Consider the following 20,772-nt stretch of genomic DNA (forward strand, 5'->3'; position numbering starts at 1 on the left):
TCGGGCCCAAAAAATCCCGGATTGGGAGTATAAGTAAACGAACCATCCTGATTCAATCCGAGAGTGCCATTGTTGGGGTTTGTAACTTTAGTTGCCGTCAATACATCATCGTCCAAGTCGCTATCGTTGTCTAAAACTCCATCAGCAACAGGCACATTCAGGACTTGACCGTGCAGAGTTTGGTAATAGTCAATTTGTGCCAGCGGTGGATTATTGGTTATGTTAATCACAAATGTCTGGTCTGCCGAAGTATCGACGCCGCCGTTAGCTATACCGCCACTGTCTCTAAGGTTTAGAGTGATATTGGCAGCGCCAGTTGCACCCCCCGCAGGCGTAAAAGTCAGTTGTCCAGAAGAGTCGATCGCCGGTGGTACACTAAACAAAGCAGCATTGTCATTTCCCACCACTTGAAAACTAACAGTTTGAGCCGATTCGTTGGCGGGGCCTGGGGAAATGCCTGTGGCCCATCCAGCAAGGGTTTGCAGCCCTGCGTTGTGGCTGGCGATGGGATCGACCCCTTTAATAAACGAGGGTACGTCGTTGACTGGATTGACGGTAATTGTAGCCGTCTCGCTTTCGCTGCTAAACGGCGATGTGCTGCCGTTTACCGATACGTTTACCGCCGTTGTGCCACTAGCAATGTTATCACTTGTATCCCAAGCCCGGAAAGTTAGGCTGGGCGACGGTCCAAAGTAATCTTGATTCGGTACGAAACGAATCCTCGGTTCTGCGCTTTTGACTGCTACGTTTTTTAATTCAAAACTGGCAGATGCAGAGGTAGTGTCGTCCCCAAAAAACAGAAAATTGGGAGTTTTATAGGGATTTATGGCGCCCGTGAAGCTAGTATAGTTTCGCAGGGGACGGTTGTTGAGAATTGCAGTGCCGTTGCGAAACAGCGTGAAGTTGTCGCCTAAAACTGTGAGTTCATAACTGGCTAGTTGGGTTGTATTGCCAAACCAGCGATCGGGAGAAGTATTGGCAATATCATGAGTAAAAAGCGGCCCCGAGTCAGAAATCCCATCTTTTTGTACCCAAATCTCGTTGTCCCAAAAACCAATTTCTACACCTTTTTGACCGTCAGAACTAATAGCTACAAGGCTGAAACCGGCGCGGTCTGAAAGATTGTCGCTGTTTTTGTCGCTGTCTGCAAAAGTGTGACTCTCGCTGTTAATTTTGACATCAAAACGAACGCCGTAACCTAAAGTGCGATCGAGAACTGGCACCGCCGCAGCTTTGGGGGTAAAAGTAACACTTGTTAAAGTTGGAGGAAGACCGCTAAAGACAGGGACAGCGGTGTGAGTGCTGTAACCTGCATAAATACTTCGATTGGCAATGCTGTTGAGCGTAGTCGAACCACCATTTAAAGTTTCAGTAGCAAAAACACCACCCAAAGGATTAGCCTGATTAACATTTCCTAAAGCCATCCAAGGTTGGCTCGCCGGTGGAGTTCCCAATTGACCTGCGTACAGAGATGTCGAACCCAGTAGCGTGGCGTTAGTATCAGAAACAGCACCAAAAGGCGTCCAAGAATTGCCACCGTTGAGCGAGTATTGCCAAGCGCCATTACTGTTATCTGCGCCAGTGATAGCAATACCTTGAGGGTCACTATTAATATCAGTAACTAAACCACTGATTAAGGTAGAAATGGGCGTACCCGTGTTGCTTGCTGCCGGAATATCTTCATTAATAGCTGTCAGTGTTGGGAAACCGGAATTGTTTAAAATTGGTGCAGCGTAGTGACTACCTAAATCGCCTACTGTATCTTGGGGAAATCCTTGCCATTGCAGGATCAGATCGAAGGTATCATTAGGATTTGGATCGCCATCGGTGACATTTCGAGTGCGTCGCAGGGTGTTGTCTGCCGTACTGATAAGTCCATTTCCCCACTGTGTACCGGGATCGAATCCAATTTGACCGATCGAGTCTACAACTTGACCTCCAGTTCCCCCTTTTCGCAGTACAATTGCATCGTTGCCGTTGTACCACCCAAATTGATTTGTATCAGTTTGATCAGCTTGGGCAAGCATAGCTGCAAGAGTGCTATTAGTTACAGGGTCGCCATTATTCAGTGCGAAAACATAAACATCGCCCACAGCTACCGTTCCCGTTAAAGAAAAGGTTTGTGTGGGAACACTGTTGCCATTAAAATATGTTTGTACAACATAATTTTCTGCGAATAAATTAATTGGTGCTGTAGTACCGTTGTATATTTCTAAAGCTTTATTATTGCCACTGCCTTCTATGTACTCGGAGAAAAATACATCTAATGACGACATGATTGAAGAAAAAGTTATGTATAAAAAAATTCTACTCTTTCATTGTTTTTGTGTCAAGTAATCTTTTTCAGCAAATTACAAAATTGATAAAACTTATAGTTTTTAGCGAGCGAGGTTTGGCAATCTTTATAAACTACCCGACTTAAAATTGACAGTCTAACAGTTCTTCTGCTACCAATCCTTTCTGAATTGCGAGTACAGCAGCTTGAGTGCGATCGCGCACTTCTAACTTTTGCAAAATGGCGTGCACGTGAACTCGCACTGTACCCGGAGCAATGTACAATATTTGAGCAATTTCCTGATTGCTTTTTCCCCCCGCAACTAAAGCTAATATTTCCTGTTCTCGCTTCGTCAGCGGATTCTCTAAAAGTTCCGATTTCAACCCTTTTTTCACAGGTTCGGGATTAGTAAAAACCGCCCGAATTTCCGCAGTCGCGACCTGATCCCACCACGAAGCACCCGCCGCCACCGATCGAATTGCCAAAACCAAAGTTTCCGCCGCAATTCCCTTAAGGCAATATCCCTGAGCACCCGCTGCCATCAATCTTTCAATTAAAGATTTTTGCGAATGAGATGTTAAAATCAAAACTGGAATTGCTGAATGCCGCTGTTTAATTTGGCGGCACGCTTCAATGCCCCCAATTCCAGGCAAACCGACATCGAGAACCACCACATCGGGCAAGTGTTCCTGAGTCAATTCTACTGCCGTTTCGCCATCTTCGGCCTCTGCAATTACTTGTAAGCAACTTTCTTGCTGCAACCTGGTTTGCAGTCCCAACCGAAACAGTTCGTCGTCTTCAACTAAGAGAATTCGCAAGGGATAAACTGGTTTCATTTCTCTGGGATAGCAGGGAGTCGGAATCCAAACAAAGCGCCTAGAGGCAATTTATTTTCTGCCCAAATTATACCGCCGTGGGCGTCAATAATTTGGCGAGATAAGTATAACCCCAATCCCGATCCTTTGGCTTGGCGATGGCTGTGTCCTTGATAAAAACGCTCAAACAAGTGGGGCAGTTCATCGGCGGTAATTCCCAACCCGCTATCGATAACTTTCACCACCTGATAACTCGAATAAGATTCCATGATTATTTCTACTTTGCCACCGCGAGGAGAATGGTTGATGCCGTTTGTTAACAAATTCACAAAAACGCGCTGGAGTTGCACCGCATCGCCATTTACCCACAAAGAGCGACGGAAATCTGAGTCTCCGTAACTCATACTAATGTAAACCCGGCGCGCCGCAGATAAATGGGTGAGAGTTGCGATTACTTCTTCGGCCAAAGCTACTAAATTTACGGGCGCAAGTTGCAGTTTTAAACCTTCGGCATCGTTGCGGTAAACATCTAGCAGCGTTTCTACTAATTGTAGTGACATTTTGTGCGATCGCGCCATTGTTTCGAGAACTTTTTGCTGACTGGCGGTGACATTCCCAAATTTTGCTGACTGAAAAGCTTTAATTGTTTCGATCGCCCCCAGCATCGGCGTTTTTAAGTCGTGACTCAAAGTAGAGACAAAATCTTCTCGGATGCTTGCTAGCTGCTGCTGCGACTGCAACTCAGCTTTAGCGATCGCGATCGCTTCTTGGTACTGGTGGTTGCGATCGCTCAAATATCCCGTCACCCCTAAAGCCATGACTGCGATCAATCTATTTGCGACAGTGGCTAGGGCGATCGCTTCTCCATGAGGAACAAACAAATTTAACAGCGTCAAAGCTGCCGATAGCAGCGTAATTTGCAACTTACCCAACCGACTCAAGCGCGAATTTGCCAGTAAAATTGGCCCCGTGTAGAAATACCCAAACAGATACTCCGACGGCGTAGTAAATTCCAGCATTGCAACAATCGCAAATAAAATTGCGATCGACCACCTCCCCCGCAAATACTTCTCTTGAATAGCCAGGTTTTTTGGGATAGCCGATAAACTTTTAAACATCCTCAATCAATCCATTTTATATTTGATATTCACAGTTTTTTCCTTCTATCTACTCCCTTTTACCTACTCCTTGTTACCTACTACCTTAGCATAGTTATTTTTTGGGATTTTTTTTCACCTATTCTCGCGCAAAAGCCTCGCCTTTAGCGAACATATATATCTCGAAGTATAGACAGTTAACCCGATTTAAATATTTATATATTCTGATAAATATAGAGCAAATAAGCTTAATGTGCAAACAGCAATTTATACCTGAAAGCTGATTATCCAATTTTCTAACAGTGAGTATAGTAATCAGTAAAAGTAGATAGCCTTTTTGGGCTTACAGAAGTGACAGATGAACTTTGTCTAATCAAAGCGAGTTCAGTTTCATCCAAATTAACAATAGTTATGGTGGCGCACTCTTAAATGCTATACAATTGCTCGATCGCTGTCAAAGCATGGGAGTAGCAAAATAAAAACAAGGAATTCTCGCCAGCAAAAACCCGATGATGGCGTTAATCCCTCTGGCTGGGGAGATTGCATCTTAGCAGCATTGAATTGGGCGCTCGCCCCAAACTGAAAGTGAGCTGCAAAAAAAGCTCGCCCGGTTTTTGGAACCTCCCACCTAACCCATTTGGCGATCGGCAAAACCCCTTTACCCAACGATAAAAAATTGGCTCAGTTATGCAGCAAGGATTACTTCAAATCGCATTAACCCTAATCATTTTAATAGCAATCGCGCCTGTCTTTGGCAACTACATGGCGCGGGTGTACATGGGAGAAAAAACCATTCTCGATCCCGCTATTAAACCCCTAGAACAACTCATCTATAAAGCCAGCAACATCCGGTCTGTAGATTCCATGACTGGTTGGCAATATGCCCGCTCTTTACTCTACAGCAATGCAGCAATGGGCATATTTGTTTTTTTTATTTTCATACTTCAGGGAGTGCTGCCTTTAAATCCCACTAGCCTAAGTACCCCAACCTGGGATACTGCGCTGCACACAACTATTTCATTCCTCACAAATACCGACCAACAGCATTACTCCGGGGAGACAACCTTCAGTTACTTATCCCAGTTAACTCTGGGTTTTTTAATGTTTACCTCAGCCGCTACCGGTTTAGCGGTAGGGATTGCCTTTATTCGGGGATTGACTGGTCGCCCGCTGGGCAACTTTTACATCGATTTAATTCAATCAATCACCAGGATTCTGCTACCTCTTTCTTTAATAATTGCCTTACTGTTGCTAATTTCAGGAGTGCCGGAGACCCTCGCAGGGCCGGCAGTTGCCCGTACCTTAGAAGGCGGCACCCAAGTAATTGCTCGCGGCCCAGTAGCTCACTTGGAAAGTATTAAACAACTCGGAGAAAATGGCGGCGGATTTTTTGCCATTAACTCGGCTCACCCTTTTGAAAATCCCAACCCTTTTACCAACCTGTTGGAAACGCTAGCAATGGTTTCTATACCAGCAGCTATGATTCACACATACGGCAGATTTGCCAACAACAAAAAGCAGGGATGGCTGATTTTTTGGATGGTGTTTGTCATCTACGTTGTCTTGATTGGCATTGCAGCGTTTGGCGAGTACGGCGGCAACCCTCAAATTAATAATTTACTGGGCGCGCAACAACCAAATTTAGAAGGCAAAGAAGTTAGATTTGGCTGGGCCGAGACTGCACTGTGGGCTGTTACTACGACTGGGACAATGTGCGGCGCTGTCAACGGGATGCACGATTCTTTAATGCCTCCCGGTGGTTTTGCTACTCTGTTTAATTTGTTTCTGCAAATCGTTTGGGGCGGACAAGGAACGGGAACGGCTTACTTGTTTATTTACTCAATTTTGAGCGTATTTCTCACCGGCTTAATGGTGGGGAGAACGCCGGAATTTTTGGGACGGAAAATTGAAAAACGGGAAATTGTTTTAGCCAGCGTTGTTTTGTTAATTCACCCGATCGCAGTTTTAATCCCCGGTGCAATTACCCTCGCCTTTACCGACAGTTTGAGCGGCATCAGCAACCCGGGATTTCACGGCATTTCCCAGGTGATGTACGAATACGCTTCGGCGGCGTCTAACAACGGTTCTGGCTTAGAAGGATTGGCTGACTCTCAACCCGCACCGACAGGACTTTGGTGGAATTTAAGCACCTGTTTTAGCTTGCTGTTGGGGCGCTACGTTCCCATTATTGCCCTGCTGCTTTTAGCTGACAGCATGACGAACAAACAACTGGTTCCCGAAACAACGGGCACTCTCAGAACCGATTCAGTTTTGTTCACCAGTGTAACCGCAGGAGTAATCATAATTCTGGGCGCGCTGACATTTTTCCCAGTCCTAGCTTTAGGGCCAATTGCCGAAGGATATGAAATTAGCAGCGGCAAGTTTGAACCTGCATCGATAACTACACCCACAACACCTTTAGCAACACCAACTCCTCCACCTCGGTAGCAAAAAGTTATCAACCTAACTCTTCTCTTTCTCTGTGTTCTCTGTGTTCTCTGTGGTTCATTAAAAATTCCCAATCGATATGGCTTCTTCCAATACTCCTGATTCCCCAAAAAAACCTGCTAGAGGCTCTCGCGAGTCTCGCAAGCACACGCCGAAAGCAAATACAAAAGGCCTTTATCAAAGAGCTTTTAAAGAAGCTTTTGTGAAGCTAAACCCGCGGGTGATGCTAAAAAATCCGGTGATGTTTGTGGTGTGGGTCGGCACAATTGTTACTGCATTATTAACGATCGACCCCACGTTGTTTGGCCCGGTTGCCGGCGAAAATCAGAGAGTTTTCAACGGTTTAGTCACGTTTATTTTGTTCTTCACTTTAGTATTTGCTAATTTTGCTGAAGCGGTAGCAGAAGGGCGTGGCAAGGCGCAAGCAGATGCGCTGCGATCGACCAAAGCCGACACAACAGCCCGCAAACTCCTACCAGACGGTTCAATTCAAGAAGTTAGTTCGACATCCCTGAGACGCGGCGACCAAATTAAAGTGATCGCAGGCGATGTCATTCCTTCCGACGGCGAAGTAATTGCAGGCGTCGCGTCGGTGGATGAATCTGCGATCACTGGCGAATCCGCGCCGGTGCTCAAGGAACCGGGTTCGGACATCGCCAGTTCCGTCACCGGCGGTACGCGCATCCTCTCTGATGAACTGACGCTGCGGGTAATGGCCGACCCGGGTAAAGGGTTTTTGGACAGGATGATCGCGCTGGTGGAGGGGGCCGAAAGGTCGAAAACGCCCAACGAGATCGCGCTGACGGTCTTGCTGGCGGTGCTGACGCTGGTGTTTTTGATTGTGGTTTCGACGATTGGGCCGATCGGCAATTACGTGAAAACTCCTGTGGGCGTGGTGACGCTGATTTCGCTGCTGGTGGCGCTGATCCCGACGACGATCGGCGGTTTGCTGAGCGCGATCGGCATTGCGGGAATGGATCGCGTCGCTCAGTTTAACGTGATAGCGACCTCTGGACGCGCTGTGGAGGCTTGCGGCGACGTGAATACGCTGATTTTGGACAAAACGGGGACGATCACCCTGGGGAACCGTTTAGCCGAGGAGTTCATTCCGGTAAACGGTCACTCGCTGGAGGAGGTTGCGAGTGTAGCCCTTGCTGCTAGCCTGTTTGACGATACTCCAGAGGGAAAGTCGATCGTCCGTTTGGCTCAGAATTTGGGCGCACAGGTGGATTTCGATCGCACCAACGCCACGGGGCTTGATTTTTCCGCAAAAACGCGGATGTCTGGCACGGATTTGCCCGATGGGACGGAGGTTCGCAAGGGTGCGGTGGACGCGGTGAAGGGTTTTGTGCGATCGCGCGGCGGCAATTTCGGGCCGGATCTCGATGAAGCTTACGAGCGAGTTTCCCGCTTGGGAGGCACACCCTTAGCTGTTTGTCAAGGCAGCGACACCTACGGCATTATCTATTTAAAAGATGTCATCAAACCGGGAATTCGCGATCGATTTGACCAACTGCGAAAAATGGGAATTCGTACCATTATGCTCACCGGAGATAACCGAATTACAGCATCAGTAATTGCCGATGAAGCAGGCGTTGACGACTTCATTGCCGAAGCAACTCCCGAGGACAAAATCGATGTAATTCGCAAACAACAAGCCGAAGGCAAATTAGTAGCAATGACTGGAGACGGAACCAACGACGCACCCGCACTAGCCCAGGCAAACGTAGGACTCGCGATGAATTCTGGAACCCAAGCAGCCAAGGAAGCAGCGAACATGGTGGACTTAGATTCCGACCCCACCAAACTAATTGACTTAGTGACAATTGGCAAACAATTGCTGATTACTCGCGGCGCGCTGACTACGTTTTCGCTAGCGAACGATATTGCCAAATATTTTGCAATTATTCCGGCAATATTTGCCCCTGTTGGCGCTTTAAACATCATGGGTTTAGCCAGCGGTCAATCGGCAGTTTTGTCGGCATTAATTTACAATGCTTTGATTATTCCCGCTTTGATTCCACTAGCATTAACTGGCGTAAAGTTTAGACCTTTGAGCGCCAATCAACTTTTGCAGCGGAATATTTTAATCTACGGATTGGGCGGAGCAGTCGCGCCGTTTATCGCCATCAAAGTTATTGATGTTTTGATTACCGCCGTTGGGCTAGCATAGATCGGGAAAGCACGATACGGATTTTGACACGGATACAGGGATTAATCTCGTTCCCCGGCTCTGCCGGGGAACGCAGTTCCAGAGGCTCTACCTCGATTTTCCACAAAAAATCCTCCAATAGAAAGACAGAGATTTATTTCCAAAATAAGGAGAATTTATGAAACGGAATGATTTGCTGAATGATATTTTTCCCAGAGATTTCCAAGAAATTATTGAGTTATGGCAAATGCTTTGGCAGCGCCACCCAATCCCGGTGCAGCTATTTCTGGTAATGTGTTTCAATACTATAATTGCCCCCGCTGTTTACGCGGCTGCGGGTGAAGATTTGACCCGAAAAGCTGTCTGGGGTTTAAGTCTCCTGGGTTTGGTGATTATCGCCCTTTCTATTTACCTGTTTGTAGTCATCTTTCAGCCGGAAAGATTTTAGTCAATAATTAACCCTTAGCAAATAACCGAGCCATGTAATTTATGAGAGAAATAATTAGAGCCATTCGCGTTACCCTGGTTTTATGGGGAATCACAGCCATTATTTACCCTTTAATCTTGTTAGTAATCGGTCAAATTGCCTTCAACTCCCAGGCAAACGGCAGCTTAATTACCAAGCAAGGAGTTATAGTGGGATCGTCATTAATTGGCCAACCTTTCTCCTCAGAAAGATATTTTTGGAGCCGCCCCAGCACGACAAATTACAGCACCTTTGCGACAGAAAATTACGCTCCCACAAACGCAGAAAATTTAACTCAAAAAACAGGCATTTCGGGAGCTAGCAACCTGGCCCCCAGTAACTCGGATTTGCTGAAACGAGGTAATGAGAAAGAGGGTTTTCAGGGGGTGCAATTTGAATTAGATAGCCTCAAAAAAGCTGGTATCCAACCGACTGCTGATTTAGTCTACACCTCTGGTTCTGGCCTCGATCCGCACATTAGCGTAGAGGCAGCTAGGGCGCAAATTCAGCGGATAGCAACGGTGCGATCCCTCAATCTCAATCAAGTAGAAATGTTGGTAGCCAAAAATACAGATGGCAGATTTCTCGGCATTTTCGGCGAACCGGGAGTTAACGTCCTCAAACTGAATTTGGCTCTCGACGGTTTACAATAGTTTACAATAGTCGGCAGTCATCGGTCATAAACTGACTGATGACTCGAAATTGACTAACTACCCACTACTCAGCTATGATTCACTCTAGCGAACTTACAAACAATCCAGACGCGGTTTACGCCCAACCGAACCGCACTTACGATCGCACCCTCCGCCGGGGAAAGCACAAAATATTTATCGGCATGGCCCCCGGTGTCGGCAAAACTTTCCGAATGCTAGAAGAAGGGCACAGGCTGAAATCTGAAGGCATTGATGTGGTAATTGGACTGTTAGAAACTCACGGGCGAAAAGAGACAGCAGCTAAAGGCGAGGGACTAGAAATAGTGTCTAAAAAACAAATGCTGCGCGGCGAAAAAATTCTCACCGAAATGGATACTGAAGCTGTCATAGTACGCCGCCCCCAATTAGCCTTGATAGACGAACTAGCTCATACAAACATTCCCGGTTCTCTGCGAGAAAAACGATATCAAGATGTCGAAGAAATTCTCAAGGCTGGGATTGATGTTTTCTCCACTCTCAACATTCAACACATAGAAAGTCTCAACGATTTAGTAGCTCGCATTACCGGAGTTGTAGTGCGAGAGCGAGTGCCCGATCGCGTCCTCGAAGATGCTGAGGAAATAGTCGTTGTCGATGTCACGCCGGAAACTTTAGAAGAAAGGTTGCTAGAAGGCAAAATTTATGCTCCCGAAAAAATTGAACAATCTTTAGAAAACTTTTTCCAGCGCCGCCATTTAATCGCTTTGCGAGAACTCGCCCTGCGAGAAGTCGCAGACAATGTGGAAGACGATGCAGCAACTTTAAAAGGTCAATCTTGCAACATTCACGAACGAGTTTTAGTGTGCATCTCGACTTATCCGAATTCTTTGCAACTGCTGCGGCGGGGGGCGAGGATTGCTAGCTATATGAATGCCCCATTTTATGCTGTGTTTGTCAACGATCCAGACCGATTTTTAACAAAAGCAGAAAGCTTGCACGTTGAAACTTGTGAGAAACTCTGTCAAGAATTTAAGGGGCAATTTTTGCGGGTAAACGGCAATAATATAGCCAAAGCGATTTCCGAGGTAGCTAAACAGTATCGCATTACTCAAATTGTGATCGGCGAAAGCCAGCAATCCCGCTGGAAATTGCTGCTGCGGGGTTCTTTGACTCAACAGTTAGTGCGATCGCTCAAACACGTAGATTTGCACATCATCGCTACCGAAAAAAGTTAGTAGTCAGTAGTCAGTAGTCAGTAGTCATTAGTCATTAGTCAGTAGCCAGCAGTCAGCAGTCAGTAGTTGTGAATGGTTGGTCATTTTGCATAAAAACTGCAACTTTCGGAGGAGAACTCAATCTAGCGGACGACGGATGCGCCAGAAGCTTTTACGTGTCAAAATCGCCCTTGTTGAACCTGATAAAAAGTGCGATCGCTATGGTGGATGATTACATTCTCAAGTTGCTAGTTATTGGCATCCTCCTGCTTACCGTTACCTTGGGTTCCGGCTGGATTTCGCGATTGCCTGTATCTTATGCCTTAATTTATCTCATTGTCGGTATCGGATTAGGGCCCTACGGCATCAAGCTGATTGACTTGCGTCCCGAAGCTGAATTTTTAGAAAGACTTACAGAATTTGTAGTTATTGTTTCTCTGTTCAGTTGTGGCTTAAAAATGAATCGCCCGCTGCAATTTTGGGCTTGGAATTCCACAGTGCGGCTGATCGGTTTTTTAATGCCGATTTCTATTTTTGCAGTAGCTGCTATCGCTCATTGGTTTGTGAAATTAGATTGGGGCCCGGCGATTTTACTGGGAGCAATTCTGGCTCCCACCGATCCAGTTTTAGCCTCAGAAGTTCAGTTAGCTCATCTAGACGATCGCGATGAATTGCGCTTTGGTTTAACATCGGAAGGCGGTTTGAACGATGCTTTAGCTTTTCCCTTTGTTTATTTCGGCATTTATTCGCTAAAAGATAACAACTGGTCGAAGTGGTTTTCACAGTGGGTAGCAGTTGACTTGATTTGGGCGATCGGCGCAGGTATCGTTATGGGAATTTTAGTAGCTAAAGCCGTCACCTGGATCGATCGCCAACTCCAACACTATCGACCGGCCGATCAATTAATGGAAGATTTCATTGCTCTCAGCACCATTCTGCTCACATATTCCCTCACAGAAGTAGTCAACGGGTACGGATTTCTCGCAGTTTTTGTAGCAGGAATTGTGGTGCAGGGGAGTTACAGAAACCCAGAAAAGCCGCTTTCCCAACTGCACTTTACCGAGCGCATAGAAAAGTTAATGGAAGTAGCAACTATTTTACTATTAGGTTCACTTTTACGCCTAGAACCTATGTTGGCCTATGGAGGTTACTCCCTCTTAGTAGCTGGATTGTTAATTTTTTTAATCCGGCCTGTGGGAGCTTGGATTAGTACGATCGGCAGTCCTTTGCATCCCGCTAACCGCTGGCTTTACGGTTGGTTCGGCATTCGTGGTGTCGGTTCTATCTATTATCTTACCTATGCTTTGGGTAAAGGTTTAAAAGGCGAAACCGCCGAAAAGATTGCCTGGATTACCTTTACAACCATCGTACTTTCTGTGGTTTTGCACGGCATTACTTCCACCCCGCTAATGAACTGGTACGAGCGCCGAATCAAACCTGAGGTACCAGATTTAATTTAATTCAGTAAGGTGCATGACTTTAATAGTCCAGGACGCAACCGTCACACCACAGGACTTGTAGGGTGCGTCAGGCAAAGTTCTCTAACGGCGATCGCGAATTTCGGGAGCTGACGCACCTTACTATATAATCTAAAATTGACTTGTAGGGTGCGTCCGGCGAAGTTCTCTAACGACTCCGAAAGAAAAGAAGATTATAATTTTTTGGATAACTCTCATATAAACGTTCGCTCAATCAAACATGGATAGATTTGAGTTTCAGCTAGCAATGCTGCAAAAAGGAGCAGAGGAACTAGAAAAAAAAATAGCTAACTTCACAACGATTCTGATGCAATTAAAAACTGTGGCAATTACCATTTGGGTAGCGTTGATTGGTTGGGTTTTTACAAGCAAAATAGATGCGTTGGTTCCTCTAGGATACGTTATAATTTTTGGTTTCTGGTTTTTAGAAGCTACCTACTGGAAGGTGCAATTTTATTACATACAAAGAGGCCATGCAATTACCCAATTCTTGAATAATGAAAGCGCCTTAGATGAAAGTTTTAATACTCGCTCAATTCCGGAAGGTCTTGTTCACCCGCTCGGCTCATTAAAAACAATTAAAATGCCTTCTTTATGGAGAGCTATCTGCGCTCCATCAATCTATATTTTTTATACCTTTTTGTTTGTTGTTAATTCGATCGTTTGGTTAATAACTCTTAAAACAGCCCTATAACTGGCTAAGATCCCAATGTGCGAGCGACCGGACAATATCTTCCATCCCAACTAACTACAAGTGTAAATTGGAGGTTCAATTTGCTTGCTACTGAAAAAAAAGGTTGCTTTCTGTATCGTTTGGGTTAAGAGTTTGCCTGTTCTCTCCTCAATACTTTGTTGGTTATTTTCAAATAACCCGAACTGTTCGCGTTCAACTTCTACTACGATAGCAACCTTTTATATTCAGGACTTAGGCAACTGGCATACTAAAATCAAGTTGTAGGGTGCGTCAGGTGAATTTATAGAACGATTATTGAGGGTTTAAAAATCTGACGCACCTTACTAATTGTGAATATTTCCAATTTTAAAAGGACACGAGAATGCAGTCCTTACCCGCAGCTAAAAAGGTTTGACCCCAACTAATAAAGCGAGTTCGCGCCACTTCCAATAACAGTCTGCATCGGTAAAACCAATTTCTCTAAACCAGCGCAATTGCGTTTCGACATCAAGCAATTTATTAGACGGATCGTCTGGCGAATCGCTAATACCCAGCGCCTCTCGAAATTTCTCGTGTAAAGCCGGAGTTGCGGAGGCTACGTGCTCCAAATTGCCAAAAATGCCTCCCGGTTCCAAAAGCTCGAAAATTTCAGTGTAAAGCGAACGTTTGCGATCGTCTGCTACGTGATGAATGGCAAAACTAGAAACAACCGCATCAAATTTGCCCAAATCCGGTAGCGGTTCATCAAAATTGTGTTCGATTACCGTGACATTCGGGTCATCAGCAAAGCGAATTCTGGCTTTTTCCAGCATTGTTGGCGAAAAGTCGATCGCCACACATTCAACATTTGGTCGATCGCACTTAAGCAGACCCAGCAACCGCCCGTCTCCCGTGCCCACATCCAGAATTCGCTTAACATTTTTCGGCACTTCCTCCAGCAAAACCGCTTCACCTTCAGTGCGGTGAGGAATACCATCAGCCTTAGCCAGATACCATAAAGCGTGTTCCGCCGAACTCCAAAGATTGACTTGACTCATAAATTTTTAACTCTCATAAACCTCGCCATTTTGGCGAGTGAAAATCCAACCATTATCGCTAGCTTTGGCAATTGGTAGTCCTATTTAGTAAAGGATAGAGAAAAAGCAGACATATTCAACAACTCGAAGGCTCAGAACGAATCAGTGCATTGTAGTGATGGATGAAATTCCCGATTGCGCCAATGTGATTGTCTAACTTCAAAGAGAACGATAATGTCCTTCTTACTAGCCGTGACACTCGTTGCCGCTTTCGTGTTATTGAATCGTTCTATGTAACTGGTCAATCCACTGTCCTTGCCTACGGCTTTTCGGACGTTTGCGATCACAGTGCTGTTTCATAGGCCTGCCAGTAATCGGTATAGATGACGGCACATTATCGGTACACAGGCGGCAGCGAGGCCCATAATGCCCGAGGCAGCATCCAAGCGAACGATCGCCGATATAGCAACCGACAATCTCACGGGTTGTGACATCTTGGGCAAGCCACACCCACTGCTTGTTCCCTTTATCATCCACCAAGGACCACAACTCATCCATCTGCACCGCTAGTTGTCCCTGGGTTTTGGGCTTTACCTGCACTTGTTGCGGCCCGGCGCAGCGTAGCAAGCGTTGACATATCCTTGCAACCAGTCCTCCGACACTTCCATCACACGGGCGATTCCGGCTAGGGGAAGTTTCTCTCTTTTGCAAGCGATCGATCATCGCTTTACGGTCTGGGTCAATCGGCTTCCACTGCGGATTCTCAACGAATTGACGACCACAATCACGACATTTGTAGTTTTGTTTTCCTCGGCGGGTCGTGCCGTTCTTCATGATGTCATCCGAACCACAGCTTGGGCAGAGTAGGTAAAGTTTCACGGCGCAAAAGTGAGACATACAACTCCATGCTAACTATTTTTCTCTATCCTTTACAAAATAGCACTACCCATTTTTGTATTGATTGACTAAACTAAATTTTTATCATACCCTATTTAAAGTCACAACAGCTTCTATAGAGCACTCTTGCTCTTGGGAAAGTGATCGATTATTCCGCAAGCTCTAAGTAGATTAAAAAAGAGGCAACTCGCGTTGCCCCTCATCTATTTAACCAACTGGAAAATTACGCTTCCACAGCAATCTTTTGTTCCGAAGCCTCGGGGGAATTAGCTTCACTCGGCGGCACAACTTGCCAGAACTTAGGCAAATATTCCGACCAATTTGCTAAAATCTTATCAGCTTTCTTGCTGCCCGTTCGATCGCGCTGAGCCTCAATCAACTCCTTCAATTGCGCCTCCCCAGCGGCCGTACAAACGCGCTGCATCTTCACAATCTCCCCGTTGACATGAGCCGGGAAACTGCCATCTTCATCGAGGAAATAAGCCAAGCCGCCAGTCATTCCAGCGCCGACATTCCGCCCGACTTTTCCTAACACCACGATCGCGCCGCCAGTCATGTACTCGCAGCAGTGATCGCCCGCACCTTCAATCACAGCTTTCGCCATTGAGTTACGCACCGCAAACCGTTCGCCAGCTTTACCCGCAGCCAACAGAGTTCCCCCCGTCGCACCGTACAAACAAGTGTTCCCGACGATCGCATTTTCGGAAGCATCATAAGTCGCACCAGCCGGCGGTGCGATCGCGATTTCGCCGCCGTGCATCCCTTTACCAACGTAGTCGTTGGCTTGGCCTGACAGTACCAGCGTCATCCCCGGCAAATTGAACGCGCCGAAGCTTTGGCCCGCACTACCAGTGAAGTTGAGGGTGATGTGACCGCTAAAGCCGGTGTTGCCGTGTTGCTGTGCGATCGCACCTGCCAAACGTGCGCCTACAGTACGATCGGTATTCACCAATTTTACATTCTTGCTAACAGTACCGTGATTGGCGATCGCACTTTTAATCTCAGCATCCGCGAGCAAATCGTCGTCTAACACAGGCCCGTTGGTATGTACGTCGCCGTGGATCAAGAAAGATCGATCGCTCTTAGTATCCGGTAACTTGGTCAAACAATCCAAATTAATTGCTTGCGTTTTAGTTAGTTGCACCCCATCGCGCATTTTCAGCAAATCCGCGCGGCCGATGATATCTGCGATCGACTTATAACCCAATTTCGCCAGCAAACTCCGCACTTCTTGTGCTACGAAATAGAAGAAATTAACAACGTGTTCCGGCGTTCCGGGGAACCGTTTCCGCAAGTGTTCTTGTTGAGTTGTCACGCCCACCGGACAACTATTCATGTGGCAAACGCGAGCCATAATGCAGCCTTCTGCAATCATTGCCACGGTGCCAAAACCGTACTCTTCGCCGCCCATCAAAGCGCCTACAATCACGTCCCAGCCGCTTTTAAAGCCACCGTCAACGCGGAGTAAAACTCGATCGCGCAATTTATTTTCCATCAGCACCCGGTGAACTTCGGTCAATCCGAGTTCCCACGGAGAACCTGCGTGCTTAATCGAACTCAGTGGCGAAGCACCGGTGCCGCCATCGTGGCCGGAAATTTGAATCACATCAGCATTTGCCTTAGCGACACCAGCCGCTACAGTCCCGATGCCGACTTCCGACACCAACTTCACCGAAACTCCCGCTTTCGGATTGATTTGGTGCAAGTCAAAAATCAACTGCGCCAAATCCTCGATCGAATAAATGTCGTGGTGAGGAGGAGGCGAAATCAGCGTGACACCCGGTTTCGATCGGCGCAAATAAGCAATGTACTCGCTCACTTTCGCCCCCGGCAATTGACCGCCTTCACCCGGTTTCGCACCTTGTGCGATCTTAATTTCGATTTGTTCGGCGTTCATCAGATACTCAGGAGTCACCCCGAAGCGTCCCGAAGCTACCTGTTTAATGGATGAAGAAGCTGTATCGCCGTTCTGCAAACCTTTCAAGTGAGGTAGCGTTTGTGAGAAACCAGCCGCGCTCACATCGTTTAGCACTTTGTAGCGCACCGGGTCTTCGCCGCCTTCGCCGGAGTTGGATTTGCCGCCGATGCGGTTCATGGCAATCGCTAGCGTTTCGTGGGCTTCCGGGGACAAAGCGCCGAGAGACATTCCGCCCGTGGCGAAGCGTTTGACAATATCTGCTACAGATTCTACTTCTTCGAGAGGAATCGGAGGACGATCGCTCTGGAAATCCAGCAAATCCCGCAAAGCCGTTACCGGGCGATTTTCGAGCTGTTTCTTGTAAACCTCGTAATGGTCGTAGGCACTTTCCGAATTTTTGTCACCAATTGGTGTCATTTTGGGTTCGGCCCCGTTGCCATTACTGTTAGTCTGAGCCTTAAAAGTAGTCACAGCCTTGTGCAAAGCCTTGGCCATTTCCGGGCTGTTCATGTGATATTCGCCGCCCCGGCGGTACTGCACGAAGCCGAAATTTTCCAGCTTTTTCAGAACCAATTCTGGGAAAGCCTGACTGTGGAAAGACATTACCTCGTTAGCCAGTTCCGCGACACTCAAACCGCCGATCCGAGAAACCGTGCCTTTGAAGCCCAAATCGAGCAGATCGCCGCCAATGCCGATCGCCTCAAAGATTTGCGCCCCCTGATAGCTAGCCAGCAGCGAAATCCCCATTTTCGACATAATCTTCAGCAAGCCGTTTTCCACCGCTGTGCGGTATCTAGCTTGAGCCTGCGTCACGGTAATATTGGGAACTTTGCCGTGCTGCATCAAGTTTTGAGTCTTGGGGTCAGACCACCAGGCGCGCACGCTTTCCAATGCCAGGTAAGGGCAAACAGCCACTGCACCGTAACCGAGCAAACAAGCGAAATGGTGAGTGCTCCAGCACTGGGCGGTATCGACAACTAGGGAAGTTTGCATCCGCAGGCCGACGCTAATTAAGTGGTGGTGAACCGCACCAACTGCCAGGAAGGGCGGAATATAAGTGCATTCTGCACTCAATCCAACAGAAGATTCGCCTTCTGCCTTCGAGACTCGATCGCTCAAAATCAGAATTCTCGAACCCTCGCGCACCGCTTGAGCCGCCTCTTGACAAAGTTGCTCGACTGCTGTTTTCAAACCGCTAGGCCCGGCCGCAATTTTGTAAAGCGTTGACAATTCGGTAGCTGGGAAAGACTTTTGCTCTTTCAAGAAAGACAGTTCAGCGTCGTTGAGTACGGGGGAATCAATTTTTAGCCGCTTGGCATTTTCTGGTATTGCTTGCAGTAAATTGCCCCGCAGGCCCACATTCATCGTCAGCGACATCACCATCCCCTCGCGCAGGGGGTCGATCGGCGGATTTGTCACTTGAGCGAACCGCTGTTTGAAATAGTTGTACAGCAACTGAGGCTTTTCTGACAACACAGCCAAGGGAACGTCGTCGCCCATGCAGAAAGTCGGTTCTTTCCCAGAACTCGCCATCTCGACGATCACCATGTCCAAATCTTCGGCTGTATAACCGAAAGCAGTTTGGGTTGCCAACAGCGTTTGCGAGTCGAGGGTTGGGGTTTCGGCAAAAGGCTGCGGTTCCAAGGTTTCGCGGTGTTTTTGCAGCCATTCGCCGTAGGGATGCCGCTTAGCAATTCGCTGTTTGAGTTGCCAATTTTTGAGAATTTCTTGAGTTTGCAGGTCAACTGCAATCATTTGTCCGGGCCCCAAACGGCCTTTTTCGACAATATCTGCTTCGGGAATATCCACAACTCCGGCTTCGGAAGCCACAATTACCAAACCGTCTTTAGTAATGCAGTAGCGGGCCGGTCGCAAACCGTTGCGATCGAGCGTAGCACCTACTTGTTTGCCGTCGCTGAATACCAGCAGTGCGGGGCCGTCCCAAGGTTCTTGAATGCCGCTGTAATATTCGTAAAAATCGACAATTTCTGGATAACGAGCCAAATCCGGCTGATTTTTGTAGGCTTCGGGAACCAGAATTGTCAGGGATTCTAGGGGGGTGCGGCCGGAGTGTACCAACAACTCCATCACGTTGTCCAAGTTTGCCGAATCGCTGCTTTCAGGATTGACAATTGGGTTAAACGTGTCGATATCCGCTTGACTCCAATTCGGGTGAGCTAAATTGGCTTGCCGCGCCTTCATCCAGGTAATATTGCCCAACAGCGTGTTAATTTCTCCGTTGTGTCCCAGCAAGCGCATCGGCTGGGCTAAGCGCCAGCGGGGCAGGGTGTTGGTGCTGAAGCGCCGGTGATAGACGGCAAAAGAGCTTTTATAAGCGGGATTTTTCAGGTCTGGGTAAAATTCTGCCAGTACGGCCGATCGCACCATGCCTTTATAGACGATCGTGCGACAGGAGAAAGAGCAAGTATAAAAGTCTTCGCGGGTGAAGTTGGGGCGATTTGACAGCGCGTGTCCGATCGTGCGGCGCGCCAGAAATAGGTGTCTGTCAAGTTCGTCTCCGGCTAATTGCGGTGAACTGACAATTACTTGTTCGATTTGAGGTTGATTTTCTAGCGCTTGCTCGCCCAAAACCGACGGTACAATGGGAACTTTGCGCCATCCCAAAAGTTTCAGCCCGCGATCGGTCAGAACTTGCTCAACCACCTGCCGCGCTATAGTCGCTTGAAATTTATCTTGAGACAGAAACAGCATTCCCACGCCGCAGTTTTCCCGTGCGGGAGGCACAATTCCCTGTTCGGCAAACCAAGTATCCAGCAATTCCCAAGGAATCGCGGTCATCAAACCCGCACCGTCGCCGGAATCTTGGTCGGCGCTGCAACCGCCGCGATGTTCTAGACAAGTTAAAGCTGGGAGCGCTTTCTCAATAATCGAGTGGGTGGCTTCACCGCTTTGGTTGGCAATAAAGCCCACACCGCAGGCATCTCTTTCTTCCACTAACCAGCTTTGGCCGGCGAATGGAGTTCCTCGCTCAGTTTGATGCACGTTTCTGTTTGGATCGATCGTGTTACCCATGTTGATTGAATGTTATTTCCGTGATTGTGTGGTTGATGCGTTTTTATAGCTCGGAGAGAGAAGGCTGCCGAGCGGTGGGAGCCTAGTAAACTTTAAGACAGCACGTTGGAAGCTGATTTGATTAAAAATTTACGTCTATGCGGCCTGTACTTAGCACTGAAACCCTGTTTGCAGATTTTAAATTATCTCGCTCGCATCCCCTCGGAGATGTCTCCTAGAATACCCTGCTGTTAAAAAGCAGTGATTCTTTGGGCGATCGCCGCCCTGCAACTAGATACATTGCAGACGATCTAGTTTTTTGTGTGGGTTTTTCCCGAGTTCGGAAGGGTAGCCTTGCGGACTCAGGTAGATAGTAACTTTAGCGTTATTTTGGTTGCTGCGCTGTTGAGTTGCTTTCGTCAGCGCCCGCAGAAACAAAAGCCACCTGCCCGCTCAGTCGGTAGGTGCAATGTAGCAGCGCGGTTCACAACTGGTGAAACCTGTCTTATTGTGAAGTCAACTCTCAAGCCGCGAACATCAAGTTTATCAAAAAATTGATAAAATTTCACCCATTACAGTCTGAGTTTGCGTGCAAGTCTTATCAGCGATGTCCAGAACCCAGGCTAAGATGCCTAGCCGAAAAAGGTTGACAGTTTTCCATAAGCCTATTTTGTATTTT

General features: G+C 47.3%; 12 protein-coding genes and 1 pseudogene. 7 read left to right on the forward strand and 6 right to left on the reverse strand.

Annotation, left to right across the window (positions count from 1 at the left end):
- The 3 genes from QUA77_RS11115 to QUA77_RS11125 all read right to left on the reverse strand — a co-directional run.
- Positions 1-2,276: choice-of-anchor Y domain-containing protein (locus QUA77_RS11115; RefSeq protein WP_333450162.1), on the reverse strand; the 2,276-nt coding region annotated here is incomplete at its 3' end.
- Positions 2,277-2,418: 142 nt separating this feature from the next.
- Entirely contained in the window at positions 2,419-3,111 is a 693-nt protein-coding gene (locus QUA77_RS11120; RefSeq protein WP_333450163.1) for a response regulator transcription factor, read from the reverse strand.
- Positions 3,108-4,208: a HAMP domain-containing sensor histidine kinase gene (locus QUA77_RS11125; protein ID WP_333450164.1), complete on the reverse strand. Its 1,101-nt coding sequence runs from the start codon at positions 4,206-4,208 to the stop codon at positions 3,108-3,110. The genes QUA77_RS11120 and QUA77_RS11125 overlap by 4 nt, the downstream gene beginning before the upstream one ends.
- Before the next feature lie 666 nt (positions 4,209-4,874).
- Here QUA77_RS11125 and kdpA point away from each other — a divergent pair.
- The 7 genes from kdpA to QUA77_RS11160 all read left to right on the forward strand — a co-directional run bounded on the left by kdpA (position 4,875) and on the right by QUA77_RS11160 (position 13,271).
- Complete coding sequence (gene kdpA, locus QUA77_RS11130) at positions 4,875-6,635, forward strand: potassium-transporting ATPase subunit KdpA (RefSeq protein ID WP_333450165.1); 1,761 nt, start codon at positions 4,875-4,877, stop codon at positions 6,633-6,635.
- A 79-nt stretch (positions 6,636-6,714) separates the two neighbouring features.
- Positions 6,715-8,808 (forward strand): potassium-transporting ATPase subunit KdpB, encoded by a 2,094-nt coding sequence (gene kdpB / locus QUA77_RS11135; RefSeq protein WP_333450166.1) that lies wholly within the window; start codon positions 6,715-6,717, stop codon positions 8,806-8,808.
- Positions 8,809-8,965: 157 nt separating this feature from the next.
- Positions 8,966-9,235, forward strand: coding sequence for a K(+)-transporting ATPase subunit F (gene kdpF / locus QUA77_RS11140; RefSeq protein ID WP_333450167.1), 270 nt, complete (start codon positions 8,966-8,968; stop codon positions 9,233-9,235).
- Between the two features lie 41 nt (positions 9,236-9,276).
- Positions 9,277-9,906 carry a K(+)-transporting ATPase subunit C gene (kdpC, locus tag QUA77_RS11145; RefSeq protein WP_333450168.1) on the forward strand — a complete coding sequence of 210 codons (630 nt, stop codon included), beginning with the start codon at positions 9,277-9,279 and terminating at the stop codon, positions 9,904-9,906.
- A 74-nt stretch (positions 9,907-9,980) separates the two neighbouring features.
- The gene (locus tag QUA77_RS11150; protein ID WP_333450169.1) at positions 9,981-11,120 is read left to right on the forward strand and encodes a universal stress protein; all 1,140 of its coding nucleotides are present in this window, start codon (positions 9,981-9,983) and stop codon (positions 11,118-11,120) included.
- A 68-nt stretch (positions 11,121-11,188) separates the two neighbouring features.
- Positions 11,189-12,559 carry a sodium:proton antiporter gene (locus QUA77_RS11155; protein ID WP_333450170.1) on the forward strand — a complete coding sequence of 457 codons (1,371 nt, stop codon included), beginning with the start codon at positions 11,189-11,191 and terminating at the stop codon, positions 12,557-12,559.
- A 238-nt stretch (positions 12,560-12,797) separates the two neighbouring features.
- Positions 12,798-13,271, forward strand: a complete 474-nt coding sequence (locus QUA77_RS11160; protein WP_333450171.1) for a hypothetical protein — start codon at positions 12,798-12,800, stop codon at positions 13,269-13,271.
- 380 nt (positions 13,272-13,651) lie between these two features.
- Here QUA77_RS11160 and QUA77_RS11165 read toward each other — a convergent pair whose 3' ends face one another.
- The 3 genes and pseudogenes from QUA77_RS11165 to QUA77_RS11180 form a co-directional block, all read right to left on the reverse strand.
- The gene (locus QUA77_RS11165) at positions 13,652-14,287 is read right to left on the reverse strand and encodes a class I SAM-dependent methyltransferase (protein ID WP_333041460.1); all 636 of its coding nucleotides are present in this window, start codon (positions 14,285-14,287) and stop codon (positions 13,652-13,654) included.
- Between the two features lie 115 nt (positions 14,288-14,402).
- A pseudogene (locus QUA77_RS29300) lies at positions 14,403-15,163 on the reverse strand (IS1 family transposase).
- A gap of 223 nt (positions 15,164-15,386) precedes the next feature.
- Positions 15,387-20,114 carry a glutamate synthase-related protein gene (locus QUA77_RS11180; RefSeq protein ID WP_333450172.1) on the reverse strand — a complete coding sequence of 1,576 codons (4,728 nt, stop codon included), beginning with the start codon at positions 20,112-20,114 and terminating at the stop codon, positions 15,387-15,389.
- Positions 20,115-20,772: the final 658 nt, after the last annotated feature.

Source organism: Microcoleus sp. K5-D4 (assembly GCF_036704575.1).
Classification (GTDB): Bacteria; Cyanobacteriota; Cyanobacteriia; order Cyanobacteriales; family Microcoleaceae; genus Microcoleus.